Source organism: Mycolicibacterium diernhoferi (assembly GCF_019456655.1).
GTDB classification, from domain to species: domain Bacteria; phylum Actinomycetota; class Actinomycetes; order Mycobacteriales; family Mycobacteriaceae; genus Mycobacterium; species Mycobacterium diernhoferi.
Genome location: NZ_CP080332.1, coordinates 1201829 through 1218242, shown reverse-complemented (window position 1 = coordinate 1218242; position 16414 = coordinate 1201829). Strand labels below are relative to the sequence as shown.

The window sequence follows — 16414 nt, the reverse complement described above, 5'->3', positions numbered from 1 at the left end:
CACCGGGTCCGGTCGATCTAGACCGTGGGCAGTGCCGAGAAGCGTCCGTACCCGCCCTGCAGGAAGACCAGCGGGGTCTCGCCGTCGGCCATGCCGAGATCGAGCACCTTGCCGAACACCGCGTAGTGATCGCCGGCTTCGTGGACGTCACCGAGCTCGCAGTCGATCCAGGCCACCGCACCGTCGATGATCGGCGACCCGGAACCGCTCTCCCGGAACGTGATTCCGGCGAACTTGTCCCCACCCTTGGCCGCGAACTGCCGGCAGACGAACTCCTGCTCGGCGCTCAGGACGTTGACACAGAAGCGGCCGACCTGCTGGATGCGCGGCCAACTCGTCGACGACTTGTCGGGGAAGAACGCGATCAGCGGCGGATCCAGCGACACCGAGGTGAAGGAACCGACCACGAAACCCGCACGGCCGCCGTCGGGTTCGGTGGCGGTGACGGCACAGACCCCGGTGGGGTACTGCCCGAGCACATTGCGGAACCAGCACGGATCGGACGCTTTCGTCGCAATCATGACCTCTCCTCACATTATACCGACGGGTTGGTATGTTAATCGGCTTCTCCCCGACCCACAACCCACCGCGGACGCGGCTCTACCGGGAGTCCGTTCCAGATGCCCACCTGGGCGCGAGTGGATCGACCGCACCCAATCGATCGGCCGACCGCATATCGCGCGCCTCCGGGGCCGGTGTCGCACTGAACCGGACAGCAGGCCGCGCCGCGAGATAGCGATCGTCGCCCTCCCCGCATTCCTGGAAGAAGTCGACGGCGCGCAGGTGTTCATCCTCGAACAGATCGTCGAGTGCCTGAACTCGCGCCACCGGTATGTCAAGGGCCTCCAGCAGGCTCAGCCACTCAGCGGTTGTCCGGGTGGCCATCTCGACGGAGAGCAGTTCGTACAAGGTATCGATGTTGTCGTTGCGGGCCTTCGCCGTACGGAACTCTTCGAGCTCCAGCAGGTGGCCCTGCCCGACCGCATCGAGAAATCGGCGCCAGTGCCCTTCGTGGTAGACCACCACGGCGATGACGCCGTCACTGGTCCGGTACGGACGCCGATATGCCGATCGCATCCGGGCATATCCGGTGTCACCCATGGGCGGAAGAAATGCCCGCCCTCCCCACTGCTCCATCAGATTGAACCCGACCATGGTCTCGTACATGGGCACCTCGACCGCCTGCCCTACGCCGGTGCGTTCGACGTTGTAGAGCGCGGCGGTGAGCGCCATGGCCGCGGTCAATCCGGCCACCTTGTCCGCGATCGCGGTGGCCACATAGGTCGGTTCGGTGTGCAGGCCTTGCAGCCAGGCCAATCCGCTCAAGGCCTGGATGGTGTCGTCATAGGCGGGTCGCTCCCCGTAGGGACCGTCGGTGCCGTACCCGGTGATGCACAGGTGAACCACACGCGGATTGAGCCGCAGAGCCCGCTCGGCCCCGATACCGAGTTTCTCCGCGGCCGTGGGCCGCATGTTGTGCACGATGGCGTCGGCCTGGCCGATCAGTCCGTCGATGGTTTCGCGGGTGGAATCGTCCTTGAGATCCAGGACAATGCTCTCCTTGCCACGGTTGCCCGCGACGAACACCGATCCGAGTCCCGGTTCGCGGCTGGTGCCGAGGTTTCTCGTGACATCGCCGCCCGGCGCCTCGACCTTGAGCACGTCGGCACCCAGGTCGGCGAGTTGCCGTGTGCAGAAAGGCCCGGAGAAGGTGCTGGAGAAATCCAGCACCTTGACTCCGGACAGCGGCCCCGTCATCTACTGCCCGGGCTTGGGCTTATCCGGCTTCTGCTCCCAGGCCTTCTCGCCCTTGCGGCCCAGCGACCACATCTGGACGCCACGCTCGACCTCGACGGCCGCCGCCCAGGACATCCCCTTCTCCAGTTCGACCGTCGCCGACAGCTTGATGCGGCGAGCCAGTTCGGGATCGGCGGCCGGCAGCCGGCTCAGATCCAGAGCCGCGTCTAGCAGTTCCTCGGCGGGCAGGGCGGCCCAAGCGAAGCCGCGGGCGACGGCGTCCTCACCGGAGAGCGCCGCACCGCAGACGGCCATCGCGACGGACTGCTGGTAGCCCATCGAACGGCCGAGCATCCGCAGGTGCCCACCGCCCGGATGGATGCGGCGCGCCAGGAATCCACTGTCCAGCACGGCATCCGGGGTGACCAGCATGATGTCGGCGGCCATCGCGAGGTTCAGTCCGGCGCCGACAGCGCCGCCCTTGACCAGCGCGATGGTGGGCACCGGCAGCATCCCGACCCGCACGAACGATCCGTAGACGGCGGACGTGCGGGCCACCGCCCCGGGGGACGCCGGTTCTGCGGAGTTCGCGGCTAGATCGCGGGTGTCGGCGCCGCTGCAGAAGTAGCTGCCCTCGGAGTCGACGATCACCGCACCGATCGACGAGTCGGTCTCCACCCGCTGGCAGAACTCGGCGATCTGTTCCGTCATCGGGATGGTGATGGCGTTCTTGCGTTTCGGGTTGTTCAGCGTCAGTCGTGCAATGCCGTTGTCGAAACTGACGTCGACGCGCGGTTCGTCACTCATGCCGGTCTTCCTTCTTGTCGGTGCCGACTCGTGCCGGCTACTTCTGCCCCGTGATCAGCTGCCACAGGTCCTGTCCACGAGCCTGCTCACCGAGGCACTGATGCCAGTAGCGCTCGTTGCCGAACTCATCCCGCCACGCCCACAGGCGAGCGGTCAGGGCGCCGAGCACGTGCTCCTGGGTGAAGCCGATAGCCCCGTGCGCCTGGTGCGCCGCGGCACTGACCGGACGCGACAAAATGGCGGTTTCGCCCTTGGCCATGGCGACCATCGGCTCGGCCGTCGAGGGGTCCTCGAGCATGGCCAGTGTCGCCGACGTCGCAGCGACCTGCATGGCGGCGGCATCGGCGGCCATCCGCGCCACGGAGTGCTGGACCACCTGGAACTTGATCAGGGCGCGGCCGAACTGGACGCGCTCGGAGACGTATTGCACGGTCTGGTCGACGATGGCCGCCGCGACTCCCGCCGAGGCCACCGACCGCGACAATGCCCCGCGCAGTTCCCAATTCAGCACCGCTGCCTCGCCGAGTTGCGCCGAGGCAATCGGGGTCACCTGCTCCAGCGACACGGTGTCGCGCGGTTCACCGGCGAGGTTCTCGCCGTTGGTGATGCTCACCCCGGCCGCCGTCAGGTCGATGACATACAGCGTCGGGGCGGCACCGGTGCCCAGCAGCACCAGCGATGCGCAGTCGCGGGCGTAGGCGACGCGCTGCACCTGCCCGCTGACATCGTCGCCGTCGACGGTCAGCTCGGCCCAGCCGGCGGTGAAGGGGCCGGTGGGCAGCTTCAGGCCGGCCTCGGCCAGCGCCGGCGCGGCGAGGAATGCCGCCTCGGCGTAGGGAATCCGCGCCGTGGTCAGCTCGGTCAGCACCGTGGCTGCGTCCAGCAGGTCACCGTCGGATCCGCCGACCGATTCCGGTGCGCACAGGCCGATGAACCCGAGGGTCTCCAACTCGTCCCACAGCGCCCGGTCCAGGGACTGATCGGGATGCGCGTCGACCGCCAGGTGGCTGGCGACCACGCCCTTGGCGGCGTCGCGGAGGTCGTCGAGGTGTTCGTGTGTATCGGTCATGGGTGCGCTCACAGTCCCTTCGCGATGATGGAGCGGAGCACTTCGTTGGTGCCTCCGCGGAGGGTGAAGGCCGGCGAATGCCGGATGCCGTCGGCGAGCAGCTTGTCGTATGCCGTTGTCCCACTGAGCGGTTCGGTCATCGCCATCCGGCGCACCGTCTCGACCAGGTCGCCCTCGAAGGTGGTGCCGAGATCCTTGACCAGTGCTGCTTCCAGCGCTGGTTGCTGGCCTGCGGCCAGCTTGCGTGCCACGCCGAGTGACATCTGGCGCAGCATCATCACCCGGGAGAACAGCCGGCCGAGTTCCAGAGTGGCCGGAGCGTCGTCGGCATCCACGTTCTTGGCCCATTCGGCCAGTAGCGGGAAGGGGCTCAGCAGGCGTTCGGGTCCGGACCGTTCGTTGGCCAGTTCTCCGGTCACCTGCCGCCAGCCCGCGCCGCGCTCGCCGAGCAGGGCGTCGGCCTCCAGGATGGCGTCGTCGAACACGACCTCGTTGAAGTGGTGCTCACCGTCGACGGTGATGATCGGGTTGATCTGGATGCCGGGGTTGGGCAGATCGACCACGAACTGGGACAGGCCCTGGTGCCGCTCGCCCTCGTCGGTGCGCACCAGCACGATCATGTTGGTGGCCACGTGCGCCGATGTCATCCACAGTTTGGTGCCGCTGATCCGCCAGCGGGTCCCGTCGCGAGTGGCCCGGGTGCGTACCGAGGCCAGGTCGGAGCCCGAGTCCGGTTCGCTCATGCCGATCCCGAAGTACCGTTCGCCGCGGGCGATGCCGGGCAGGTACTTCTGCTTCTGCTCCTCGGTGCCATGGCTGAGGATGGAGGCCGCCATCTGCCGGTCGGCGATCCAGTGGGCCGCCACCGGCGCGCCATGGGCGAGCAGTTCCTCGGTGACCACGAACCGCTCCAGCGCGCTCCGGCCGTGCCCGCCGTATTCCTTCGGGATGGTCATGCCGATCCAGCCGCGCTCGCCGAGCATCCGGCTGAAGTCGGTGTTGATGCTGGACTGCCACGAGTCCGCCTTCGGGACGAAGACGCCGTTGGCGATCGACTCCTGCAGGAAGGCCCGCACCTCGGCGCGGAGTTCCCGCAGCTCCGGCGTCCCCACCGCCGCGGGCACCAATGTCGTTCGCATGTGAATTCCTCTCTGCTGTCGAGCAACCGTGATTGGGCGTTGCCCACCGAACTCACAAGAGCTGGGCCGCAATTCGCTCGAAGCACGATCTGAGACACAACACCGCCTACGTACCGGTCGGTATGTCGGCCAATCTAGCACACGCCCCTTCCCGATCAACGCTCAGTTCGCCGATGGCCACGCATGGCCTCAGCGCGAAAGGCGGTAATGCCCGAGACGCCTTCGCGCCCGGGTCATTACCACCTTGTCATCGAGATCGTCAGGGAGCGTCGCCCACCGATTCCAGCTCGTCACCCGCCGCCGACTTCGAGTCGTTGCCGGACGCTTTCGCGCCCTGCACGGCCGGCGCATCACCCAGATGCGCAATGAAGCCGCGCCGCACCGGGTACCGCTGCATGTTCCAGTAGAACAACACCGCACTGACGACAAGGCTCACCAACCAGGCCAGATCCATCCCGCCCAGGGGCTCGACAAAGGGACCGGCATACATCTCAGTGTTCATGAACGGAACCGAGGCAGCGATGGAGATGAGGTAGGCCGACATCGCGCGCCAGTCGATGCCCGCATAACGACCATCGGGGTTGAAGATGTCCGGGATCGAATACCGCTCCTTGCGCACCAGGTAGAAGTCCACCAGGTTGATGGCCGTCCATGGGACCATGAAGTAACCGAGGATCGCGATGAACGCGGACACATTACCGAGGAAATTCTCGCGTCCAAGAATGGCCAGCAGCATGGCCGACAAACCGATGAGGGTCATGCCAACGGCCTTGACCGGGAAGCTGATCCGCACCTTGAAGAACGTCGTGACGATCGTGATTGCCGACATGAAGCAGGCGTAGACGCCCAACCCGGGTGCCGCCGTGTTGCTGATGATCAGAATCAACAGGAACAACGGGATGGCGAACCCGGCCTGGCCGACGATGAAGTCGACGTTCCCACCGGCGAACGCGTCAGTAGCCGCCGACGCCGCGATGGCGCCGAAGGAGAACGTCCAGACGCAGGCCGTCACGGTGCCGGCGAACGTGAAGCAGAACGTCTTCCTGGTCGAAGTGTCCTCAGGCAGGTAACGCGAGTAATCGGCGACGTACGGCGCGTAACAGAGCTGGTAGGTGACCATGATGGCGACCGACAGCACGAACATGCCCCAGGAGAACTCTCCACTGCCGGCATCGCCAAAGCCGTAGTTGCGCAGCAGGTTGAAGGACATGATGACGAAGGCGACGCCGGCGATCAGCGAAACCCACTTCTGGCACGCATGCAGGATCTTGTAACCGAAAATCGGCAACAGGATGATACCGATCGTCCCGATCACGATGCCGATGTCGACGCTCACCCCGATCAGGGTGCTCAGCATCTGCCCGGTCAGCACCAAGCAGGCAGCGTTGAAGCCGGCGAACATGATGAACACGACAACCATCGGCAAGGTGGCACCCACGTAGCCGAACTGCGCCCGACTCTGGATCATCTGCGGGATACCCAGTTTGGGGCCTTGCGCCGAGTGCAGCGCCATGAGCGCGCCGCCGATGACGTGGCCGACGACAATCGAGACGATCGCCCAGTGCACCGGGAGACCGAGGAAGATCGGCACTGCGCCGTATGCGACGTTCGACACCTGCATGTTCGTCGCGAACCAGAGCGTGAACTGGTTCGTGGGCTTCCCGTACCGCTCGTTCGCCGGGATGTGGTCGATGGACCGCTGCTCGATGACCTGACTCATCGGCCGGCTCCCGCGACGCTGTTGATCCCGAGGCCGTCGAGACTCCGGGTCCGAGTGGTGAGCACAGATTCCTCCTGTTGATTCCTGATCCGCGAGGGATGGCGCCGATGCCAAACCGGACTGAGATGGTGGGTTACACGTCGCGCGGTGACGGCGGTCCGTGGCCAGACCCGGTAGTTCGACGGTCGCGACGGATCGTGGGGAACCTCTCCCCGACTACGCCACATGTTGCCCCGCATACGTACCGGTCCGTATGTGGTGGAGGACACATTAGGAGGGGTTTACAGGCCTGTCAACCGGTAGCGCAAAATTGATCAGAGCGCACCGCTGCGCCGCAGATCGCCTGTCCATCAGGCGATTTCGACGGTCGAATCGAAGGCACGACAATGAGCCCGGAGGCTTCGCCTACCGGGCTGATCAGGACGAGCCGCTGGCGATCAGCGGGACGCCGACGTTCGGTGCACTGGAGTCCGGCGGGTGCAGGACACACCCGCCGGACTCCAGCGCAGGTGACCCGAAGGTCAGTCGGCGATAGCCATCGCCTCGACCTCGACGAGATACTCCGGGCCGGCCAGCGACGAGATACCCATCATCGCCATGGCGGCCGCCGGCAAACCGGATTCCTTCAGGCCCTCAAGGTATCCGGCCCAGACCTCCGGCTTGTTCGACTCGTTGAGATCTACGACGTAGACCGTCAACCGGAGCAGGTCGTCGAGTTGTGCACCACCGGCTTTCAGTGAGTGCGCCACATTGAGGATGGTCTGACGCATCTGGGCCCGGTAACCGTCGGGCATCTCGAAGGTGTCCTGGGCATACCCCACCTGCCCGGCGAGCACGACCAGCTTGGTGCCCGTGCCGATCCGTACCTGGGCAAAATTGTCGGGTTGCTTGAGACCTTGGGGGTTGATGGTAGTGACTGTCACGGCTCCTCTTCCTTTTCCGATGTGCTGTACCCATGCCGCATCGACCTACAGAACGAAGTGTTCTCCGGTGTAGAAGTCGACTTTGGACAAGAAGTTGGCGAGATCCTGGAAGGAATCATCGTCGGGTTCGAACCGCTTCTGAATGTGCCGCGTCATGGCATCCCGCGACGGGAACTCCTGGACGGTGATGCCGTCTTCGGGGAAGTCTCCGCGAACGTGCAGTGCCCGGTGGGTCGAATAGCGAGTGTAGAAGGGCTGCAGTGATTTTGCCATCGGCACATGGTGGCTGCGGTAGTGCCAGATCGCCTCGTCGCGTGACGTGTGGGCTGCCTTCGTCAGCAGGATCACGACGTGCGCGCTGGGCTCCCCCGTGACCTCGGTGATGTCGAGATGGAACTGGCTGTCACACACCGCGGATGCCAGCGGGGCGGGATCTTGGCCGTGCAGACGATCGAGGGTCTCCATGGCGCGGACCTCGGGATCTTCGATACCGTCGGGCAGCCAGATGGTAACGGCGATGCGGGCCGGGTGATCGTTTCCCAGCTCGTCTCCGAAGGTCGGTCGACTCGGGTCCACCGCCACGTCGAACAACATGAAGTGCTCGTCGATTCCGCGGGCCTGAACCCGTGACCCCGCCGGCGCACAGGACAGGACGGACTCCTTGGCCTGCTGGAGGTCGGCAGCAGAAACCGCCTGCTCCCCCGGTAAGAATGTCCAGATCGTCAACGCCACAGCAGCCGGCCTTTCCTCGCAGAAAGCGGGTCGCACGCCGGTCGAATACTGACCCTTGCCGTGCGAACCTGGGCTTTCAGCGTAGGAACGCCGCCGATTTCACCGCTACACACGAAGCGGCTGAAATGACGTCGGCGCCTTCACCCAACTCGAGAAGCCCGCCGCTCAAGCGAATATGCGTCCCAGCGCCTCGATGGTGCCGATGGCGTTGTCGATCGGTAAGCCCAACCACTGCGTGCGCATGATGAACTGATCCACGCCGAGAGTCTCGGCATATCGTGCGATGTCATCCCGCACCGAAGCCTCGTCCCCGATCAAGAACCTGTCCCTCGCGAAATCCTGGAAGGACAGCTGCTTTTCACCGCCGAAAGCCTTGACTGATCCCCACGACACGTACGCCTGGTACTTCGCTTCCAGCGCCGGACGACACTCCTCGAACGCGCGGGCCCGATCGGTGCCGATGTAGCACTCCCGGGTCAGTCTGACCGGCGTCGTCGACGGCCGGTTGTGGCGTCGCAATGCCTCCCGATACGTCTGCACGTGGCCCTGTACTTTGCCGAGATCATCGTTCGGAGCGATCAACCAGCCGTCGCCGATGCGCGCAGCCCGGTCCACGGCCGCATCGGCCATGGCCGCGATAAAGATCGGCGGCCCACCCGGCTGCACCGGGCGCAGGCCGATCCCGGCATCGGTCACACTGTAAAACCTGCCCTTGAACGTCACCCGGTCCTCGGTCCACAACCGCCGGATCAGCTCCACGCTCTCGGCCATCCGCGGTGCGCGCTCACGGCGAGGAACCCCCATGGCCTCGAACTCTTCCGGACGCGCCCCCATGCCGACGCCCAGCACGGCCCGCCCCCCGCTGAGAACATCGAGGGTCGCCCACTCCTCGGCGACCATCGTGGGGCTGAGCATCGGCAGCAGCAGGATGTCCATGCCGAGCAACATGTTCCCGGTTTCGGGCACCAGATACCCGAGCAGGGTGAACGGTTGCATCATCTGCATTGGTTCGGTCAGGTAGTGATGCGGCAGCCAGACCGAATCGAAGCCGGCGTCGCGCGCGGCGTTCGCCTGAGCGGTGATGTCAGCAACTGATGCCGTCTCGTGCTTGTGCCACTGGGTGTTCAGGAAGAGTCCGACGTCCACGACTGGTCCTCCCTTCTTACGCCTGGTAGCCGCTGGTACCGCTGCGGCCCACGACGATCTTGGTGATCGACGCGGTCCGGCCGAGGTCCACCAGCATGCGGACCACCGCGACGATGTCGGAAACCTGAATCATGCTGTCCGCGGGAACGGTATCGGTGGTCCATGCCGACATGTCGGTCTGGACGAACGCCGGAGCGATGGCAGTGCCCATCACCCCGCGGGCTGACTCCTCTGCGTTCAGGGTCTCCATCAACGAGATCAGGGCGGCTTTGGCGGCCCCGTAGGCGGCCAGGTTCGGCTCGGCATAGACACCGGTGATCGAGGCCAGCGCGATCACTCGAGAGCCGTGCGTCGGGTCTGCTTCCGCACCGGCGCGCAGCATCGGCAGCGCCGCTTGGATGATGGCCATCGCGGAGTCGACGTTGACCGCGAAGGTCTTGTCGAAGCGGTGCGCCGGCAGGTCCCCGATCGGACCCGCGGTGCCGACGCCACCGGAAAGCACCAGCGCGTTGAGGGTACCGAAGCACCGTTGATGTTCGGCCACGACAGCAGCCGACGCTTCCCGATCGACCAGATCTGCTGTCCGATAATGGACCTCGGGTGCACCATTGTCCTTCAGCGCTGCCGCCAGGTCCTTGAGATCCTGCTCCCGGCGTGCGGTGACGGTCAGGCCGAAGCCCTGGCCGGCCAGTTCCATGGCGATACCCCGGCCGATACCGCGGGATGCGCCCGTTATCAGTGCGGACCTCATCATTCGTCTCCCCACGTCTGCATTAGTCGTTTCACGAACCGTACTGCCGGACAGCGCGTTTGGCGATGGACCATCGGTGCACCTCGGACGGTCCGTCATAGATTCGGAACGGCCGGAGTTCACGCGCGATCTTCGCCACCGGCAGGTCGCTGGAGACCCCCAGTCCTCCGCACAGTTGCACGGATCTGTCGGTGACCCGGTGCAGGGCCTCCGCTGCGAAGGTCTTGGCAATGGACGTCGCTTTGGAGGCACGTCCCCCGGCATCCAACTCTGCACACGCCTCACGCAGCAGCGCACGGGTTGCTGCGAGGTCGATCTCGTTGTCGGCGATCATCTGCTGAGCCATCCCCAGGTCGGACAATCGTGCTCCGAAGGCCTGGCGACCGGCGGTATAGGCCACCGCGGTTTCATGCGCCCGCTGCGCGGCCCCCGTCCAGCGCATCACATGAGTCATCCGCGCCGGCCCCAGGCGGACCTGTGCGTAGCGGAATCCCTGGTCGACCTCACCCAGGACGTCGTCGTCGGAGACTCGGACATCGGTGAACGTCATCTCGCAATGGCCACCCAGCATCGAGCGGTCGATGGTGTTGACATGCCGGTCGATCGAGATCCCGGGGGTACTCGCCGGGGCAAGAAACATGGTGGCGCCCTGAGCGCTGTCCGGCTCGCCACTGGTTCGGGCCATGATGATGAAGAATCCGGCGCCGTCTGCTCCGGTGATGAATCTCTTGCGGCCATTGATCAGCCACCCACCGTCTGCCCTTTCCGCGCGGGTCAGCAGCGCGCCGGGATCCGAGCCCGCGCCGGGTGCGGGTTCGGTCATCGCGAACGCCGACCGGTGCCGGCCCTCCGCCAACGGGCGCAGGTACCGCTCACGCTGCGACGCGGTTCCCACATGCGCCAAGAGGTGCAGGTTGCCCTCGTCGGGGGCGTTGACATTGACGGCCATCGGCCCGAACAGGGAGTAGCCGGCCGCCTCGAAGACCGGGGCACGGTCACTCATGTTCAGACCGTGGCCCCCGAACTCGGCAGGTGCGTGCGGGGTGAGCAGGCCCCGCTCCCGGGCCTTCGCCTGCAGTCGTATCCGCAGATTCTCACCACCGGCCGCCTCGACGTCCCCGTCGTGCGCATCGTCGATCGGCAGTACCTCGGTGCGGATGAACTCGACTGTTTCCGTGATCAACTCGGCCAGCGTGGACATTGGTCTCTCCTTGATATCGGTGAACGGGTACCGGTGCGCGTCAGCGCCAACGCCATACTCCCCGCTGCATGGTCGGAGCGCCGGGTGCCGCCAGTGGGTCTGCCGATACCGACTCGGGACGGGCCGGGGCACCGTATGGCGACGCTGCGTCGAGCGTTGCCAACCAACGCTGCGCCCGAGCGACAGAGTCCTTCTGCTCGGGGCTGAGCGGGATGGGATGGCGACTCACATACTGCAGAATGTGTTCGAGGTGTTCGCGCATACGGACACAGCTCATCCCGAACCTCGGCAGGACCTCCTCCGGTTCAGGTCCTCCGTACCGCGCCCATTGTGCAACGAAAGCTACCAGGCCCCAATCGAAGTCGGTGAGGCCCTGCTGAACTTTCATCGCTTCCTGCCGCTACTGATGAACATCGCCGACCCTAAGACACGCTCACACTCGAGACCGACTCGATCAGGTTGCGCTGCTCCAGCCACGGGAGGGTTTCCTGCACCACTGCGGTCGGCGGCTCCGACATCGGCAACGACACGATTACCACGCCGTCGGCGACATCGGCAGCGGCGATATCGGCGATGAGCCCCGCCAACCCGACTGCCGTCCCGACATAGCGGATGGTGCGCGGCGTCGTCCCCTGCGAACAAGCAGGCTCGGCCGATTTGATCCGGGCCTCGCCGAAGGTGTCCGCGAGGACGGCCTCGATCTTGAGCATGACGGCCGGCACCTCGTCGGTGGACCGAGACAGGATCCGTCGCCGTTCACGCTGTGCCGTCGCCAGGTCGGGGGCGTCCAGCACGACGTCACCCACACCGGCGCCGCTGGTGACCGGCGATCTGATCAGTGAGTTCGATTCCGGGAAGTGAAACGCTGTCTCCGACAATCTGGTGGCGGAGCAACGAAGATCCTCGGCCAATGCAGCGCTCATCTTCACCTCTCGATCTCGCAGTCTTTCGTTCCGTCGGGTTCCTTGGACGCTACGGAAAGTGGGGATCGCCCGACTCAGATGAACGAGCCAAAATGGTCGTCGGATTTCGTCGAGTCGCACGATCCCCGCCCGAGTTACCGGCAGGTCAGAAGGTCCGGCCGCCGCAGGCGTAGAGGACCTGACCGTTGATGTAGCCGGCCCGATCCGAGCCCAGCCACGCCACTGCATTGGCGATGTCCACCGGCTTGCCGGCCCGCCCGACCGGAATCGAATTGATGATGCGTTCGCGCACCTGCTCCGGCATTGCCAGCGTCATCTCGGATTCGGTGAAACCGGGTGCCACCGCGTTGACCCGGGTGCGCGGCGCCAACGACAATGCCAGCGCCCGTGTCGCGCCGATCAGTCCGGCCTTGGCGATACCGTAGTTGAACTGGCCGACGTTACCGAGCTGCGCGCGTGAGCTTATGTTGACCACGGCGCTGCCCTCGCACATCTTGGGCGCCAGGGCTTCGGTGAGCGCGATGGTTCCGCCGAGGTTGATCCGGACAACCGCGCGGAATGCCGCCTCGTCCATCTTGCGCAGCAAGGAATCTCGGGTGATGCCGGCGTTGTTGACCAGCAGGGCGGGCTCGGCGCCGGACTCTTCCGCGGCGGTGACGATGGCGTTGACGCCCTCGCGGGTGGAGATATCCGCGCGCACGGCGAGGGCACCGAGTTCGGCGGCGGCCCCGTCGACGGCGTCGCTGACGTCCACCAACAACAGCTTGTATCCTTCGGCGTCCAGCACATCGGCGATCGAACGGCCGATACCCCGGGCCCCTCCGGTGATGACAGCGAGTTTCATGGAAGCATCGCCCCTACGTGCTCGGTGCCCAGCGAGACCACCTGGCCGAGCGCTGAGCGGGTGGACATGACAAATTGCACAGCCTCGACGATGGTGCTTGCCGGCTGGCCCGCGTCATACGAGATGACGGTGGCGTAGTCATCGGTTCGCTTACCCTCGAAGGCGAAAATCCTTGCCGCACCGACGAGCCCGGTAGCCACCGAGGAGTTCAGCACCGACGCCCGGCCCAGCACTGCAGCCGTCTCGACCAGGTAGACCACCGGCGCATGCGCCAAGATCGCCTGCTTCGACAACTCGAAGACGTCGACCAGTTCGCTTTCGGCTTCATCCCATGAGTTCACCGGAGCCGGCGCGAACACCAGACCATCGCTGATATCGCCGTCCGCACCGCCCAGCGGTGCCAGCCCCTGGGCGAGGGGGCCATAGGGGACCCGTACCTTCATTGTGTTCCTGCCTTCCCGACAGTCTATATTCCGACTGGTTGGTGTGTTATTGCGCTACACGTGTAAGCGCCCTATTCAGCGGTGCCGGTCAGCCGGCCGCCACCTGGGCAGACTCCTTTGCGGCCATATCGGCCAGCACAAACTTCTTCACCTTGCCGGTCGGCGTCTTGGGCAGATCCTCCGCGGCGATGAAATACACCAGCCGGGGCCGCTTGAAGGCAGCCAGCTTGTCCCGGCAGAACTCGATCAATTCATCTGCGGTGGCGGTCGCGCCGGCGTCCGGCACGATCCAGGCGCAGGAGATCTCGCCCCACTTCACGTCCGGCACGCCGACGACAAAAGCCTGACTCACCGCGGGGTGGCCGGACAACAGTTCCTCGACTTCCTTGGGCGCGAAGTTCTCGCCACCACAACGGATCATCTCCTTCTTGCGACCCGTCAGGACAATCGATCCGTCCGCCAGGACCCGTCCGAGATCGCCGGTGAACACCCAACCGTCCCGGAAGGTCTCGGCGGTGGCCTCCGGGCGCTGCCAATATCCCAACGCATTGGTCGGACCCCGCGAGATCAACTCACCTTCAACACCATCCGGAAGAAAGTCGCCCGTCACCGGGTCCGCCGTGCGCACCTCGCTGAGCAGTCCGTCCATCCCCGGCGTGGCCGCCACCCCACCCATCTTGGGTTGGCCGACGGTGGTGGCAACGTGTTCGATGCCCATTTCCGGCCGCGAAGACACCGGCCCGGCGCCCGTTTCGGTCATGCCGAAACCGGTGGTCAGCTCTTCCACTCCGAAGAGCTCGATGGCCTTCTCCCACAACCAGACCGGCGCCGGCGCACCCGCGCACATCAGCCCCACCAGCGAGCTGGTGTCCGCCGCGGCGGCCGACTCCGATTCGCACAGCGCCACCACCATCGTCGGAACCGTCACCATCTCGGTGGGCCGGTGCCGCACGATCGACGACACGAAGTCCTCGACTTCGAAGCTCTGTCGCGGAATGAAGGCGCCACCGGCGAACATCGACGCGTGCAGACCTTCGTTGTTGGCGAACGCGTGGAACAGCGGCAGCGCCGTCTGCACACGCCAACCGTCGCCGAATGCCCGCGACAGCGCCCCTCCGTAGCCCACCCGGGCCTCTGCGTCGTGACTCCACAGCACACCCTTGGGCGAGCCGGTGGTGCCGGAGGTGTAGAAGATGACGCTGACGTCTGCGGCACTCATCTGCACGGGTGGCACTGCGGCCGTCCGTCCCCACCTGGCGACATCGGCAATCGTCGGAACACCTGGCCGGGCGGGGGCCATCGCCTCGAACTGGGCGATGAACCGCAGATCGGGCAGCGCGTCACCGGCACCGTCGGCATCCCAGCCGGGTGCGATTTCGTCCAGCATGCCCAGGTAGTCCTGGGTACGGAACGCCGTCATGGTGATCAGGGCCTTGGCCCGGGAATCCCGCAGCACGAAAGCCAATTCGTCCCGCAGGTACATGGTGTTGACTGGGACGATCACCGCACCGAGGGCGCTGATCCCGAACTTGACCGCCACATACTCGGGGTAATTGCCGATCACCACGGCGACGTGGTCGCCCTTGCCGATCCCCCGGGTCGCCAGCCCAGCAGCCACGTCGCGGGACCACTGCAGCATCTGGCGATAGGTGAAGGTCCGCTCGTCGGTGACGATGAACTCCCGGTCACCGAACTCTTCGGTGACCCGGGCCAGCCACTCATGCATGGGCCGCGGTTCCCAGGTCGGGAATCGGGCTTCCAACGCCGCTCTACGCTCACTCGGAGACGGTGTCTGCGCCATGAGTCACGCCCCTCTCTCTTTCTCCGCAGCCAACAGGCTTCACACACATCGGGCCTCACACCTGGACAAGGAGCACCGACTTTGCCGTCCAACGGTATGGACACCTACTTGGCGCGGCTACGTCCGAAGTCGCCAAACATCGGTTGCCGACTTTCATGACCTCAACAAGTTCGGCCGCTGCCTCAGCCCCTGACCAGCGCCGGAAGCCTTTCCGCGATCACCTGGTGCGCATCGGTGACCACCGAGTCCACAACCTCCTGGACGGAGAGCACGGCGTCGATCAAGCCCTGCGACTGCCCGGCCCACCACAACCCACCGTCCACATCTCCCTCGGCGAGGACCGCGCGGCGGCCCCGCTCCCCGGATGCCAGGTGGGCGATGTCGTCGAAGGTGGCGCCCGGGCGCCGGGAGATCTCGGCGATCTCCTCGGAGACCTTGTTGCGCGCCACCCGCGCGGTGTTGCGGAATTCCCGGAAGATCAACTGGGTGGCACGTTCGTCGTTGCGGACGATCTGGTCCTTGACGCTCTGGTGCACCGGCGCTTCGTCGGTGGCCACGAAGCGGGTGCCCATGTTCACCGCGTCCGCGCCCAGCGCCAACGCCGCGGCCAGACCGCGTCCGTCGGCGATCCCGCCGGAGGCGATGAGCACGCAATCCAGCTTGCTGGCGGCCGCCGCGATGAGGATCAGACCCGGGATGTCCTCTTCCCCAGGGTGCCCGGCGCATTCGAAGCCGTCGATGCTGACCGCGTCGACGCCCAGCGACTGGGCCTTGAGTGCATGCCGGACGGCGACCGCCTTGTGCACGACCTTGACCCCGGCTGCCTTGAAGGTCGGCATATACGGTGCGGGGTTGGCCCCCGCCGTCTCGACAATGCGCACGCCGGCTTCGATGATGGCCGCGACGTACTCGTCGTAGGGCACCGGCTTGACCGTGGGCAGGATGGTCAGGTTGACACCGAACGGCTTGTCCGTCAGATCCCGCACCCGGCCGATCTCGGCGGTGAGGGCTTCCGGCGTCGGCTGGGTCAGTGCGGTCAGGAATCCGAGGGCGCCGGCCTGCGCGACCGCACCGATCAGCGGGGCGGTACCGACACCGGTCATGCCTCCGCACACCACCGGGTGCTCGATTCCGAACTCCCGGGTGAAACGTGTCTCCAACATCTGGCTCTCCTTTCC

16 protein-coding genes are annotated in these 16414 nt (G+C 65.6%); all 16 read right to left on the bottom strand.

The annotated features are described in order from the left end of the window. Nucleotides 1-17: 17 nt before the first annotated feature. Nucleotides 18-521 (bottom strand): flavin reductase family protein, encoded by a 504-nt coding sequence (locus K0O62_RS05775; RefSeq protein WP_073856259.1) that lies wholly within the window; start codon nt 519-521, stop codon nt 18-20. A 79-nt stretch (nt 522-600) separates the two neighbouring features. After that, nucleotides 601-1758, bottom strand: coding sequence for a CaiB/BaiF CoA transferase family protein (locus K0O62_RS05770; protein WP_073856258.1), 1158 nt, complete (start codon nt 1756-1758; stop codon nt 601-603). Beyond that, nucleotides 1759-2544: an enoyl-CoA hydratase-related protein gene (locus K0O62_RS05765; protein ID WP_073856257.1), complete on the bottom strand. Its 786-nt coding sequence runs from the start codon at nt 2542-2544 to the stop codon at nt 1759-1761. It abuts the gene before it with no gap. Nucleotides 2545-2581: 37 nt separating this feature from the next. Beyond that, nucleotides 2582-3613, bottom strand: a complete 1032-nt coding sequence (locus K0O62_RS05760) for an acyl-CoA dehydrogenase family protein (protein WP_079244422.1) — start codon at nt 3611-3613, stop codon at nt 2582-2584. Between the two features lie 8 nt (nt 3614-3621). After that, nucleotides 3622-4752: an acyl-CoA dehydrogenase family protein gene (locus K0O62_RS05755; protein WP_073856255.1), complete on the bottom strand. Its 1131-nt coding sequence runs from the start codon at nt 4750-4752 to the stop codon at nt 3622-3624. A 259-nt stretch (nt 4753-5011) separates the two neighbouring features. Continuing rightward, complete coding sequence (locus K0O62_RS05750; protein ID WP_073856254.1) at nt 5012-6472, bottom strand: purine-cytosine permease family protein; 1461 nt, start codon at nt 6470-6472, stop codon at nt 5012-5014. A 521-nt stretch (nt 6473-6993) separates the two neighbouring features. Further along, a complete protein-coding gene (locus tag K0O62_RS05745; protein WP_073856253.1) occupies nt 6994-7395 on the bottom strand; it encodes a RidA family protein in 402 nt (133 codons plus the stop codon). A 45-nt stretch (nt 7396-7440) separates the two neighbouring features. Next, nucleotides 7441-8121: a hypothetical protein gene (locus tag K0O62_RS05740; protein ID WP_131817396.1), complete on the bottom strand. Its 681-nt coding sequence runs from the start codon at nt 8119-8121 to the stop codon at nt 7441-7443. A gap of 171 nt (nt 8122-8292) precedes the next feature. Further along, nucleotides 8293-9273 carry an LLM class flavin-dependent oxidoreductase gene (locus K0O62_RS05735; protein WP_073856251.1) on the bottom strand — a complete coding sequence of 327 codons (981 nt, stop codon included), beginning with the start codon at nt 9271-9273 and terminating at the stop codon, nt 8293-8295. A 16-nt stretch (nt 9274-9289) separates the two neighbouring features. Beyond that, nucleotides 9290-10027: an SDR family NAD(P)-dependent oxidoreductase gene (locus K0O62_RS05730; RefSeq protein WP_073856250.1), complete on the bottom strand. Its 738-nt coding sequence runs from the start codon at nt 10025-10027 to the stop codon at nt 9290-9292. 28 nt (nt 10028-10055) lie between these two features. Beyond that, nucleotides 10056-11225, bottom strand: a complete 1170-nt coding sequence (locus K0O62_RS05725) for an acyl-CoA dehydrogenase family protein (protein ID WP_073856249.1) — start codon at nt 11223-11225, stop codon at nt 10056-10058. 422 nt (nt 11226-11647) lie between these two features. Continuing rightward, the gene (locus K0O62_RS05720) at nt 11648-12148 is read right to left on the bottom strand and encodes a hypothetical protein (protein WP_131817395.1); all 501 of its coding nucleotides are present in this window, start codon (nt 12146-12148) and stop codon (nt 11648-11650) included. Between the two features lie 145 nt (nt 12149-12293). Beyond that, nucleotides 12294-12992, bottom strand: a complete 699-nt coding sequence (locus tag K0O62_RS05715) for an SDR family oxidoreductase (protein WP_073856247.1) — start codon at nt 12990-12992, stop codon at nt 12294-12296. Then, nucleotides 12989-13435, bottom strand: a complete 447-nt coding sequence (locus K0O62_RS05710) for a hypothetical protein (RefSeq protein ID WP_073856246.1) — start codon at nt 13433-13435, stop codon at nt 12989-12991. The genes K0O62_RS05715 and K0O62_RS05710 overlap by 4 nt, the downstream gene beginning before the upstream one ends. 88 nt (nt 13436-13523) lie before the next feature. Continuing rightward, nucleotides 13524-15161 (bottom strand): class I adenylate-forming enzyme family protein, encoded by a 1638-nt coding sequence (locus tag K0O62_RS05705; RefSeq protein ID WP_205870710.1) that lies wholly within the window; start codon nt 15159-15161, stop codon nt 13524-13526. Nucleotides 15162-15418: 257 nt separating this feature from the next. Then, nucleotides 15419-16399 (bottom strand): NAD(P)H-dependent flavin oxidoreductase, encoded by a 981-nt coding sequence (locus K0O62_RS05700; RefSeq protein ID WP_073856244.1) that lies wholly within the window; start codon nt 16397-16399, stop codon nt 15419-15421. Nucleotides 16400-16414 lie beyond the last annotated feature (15 nt).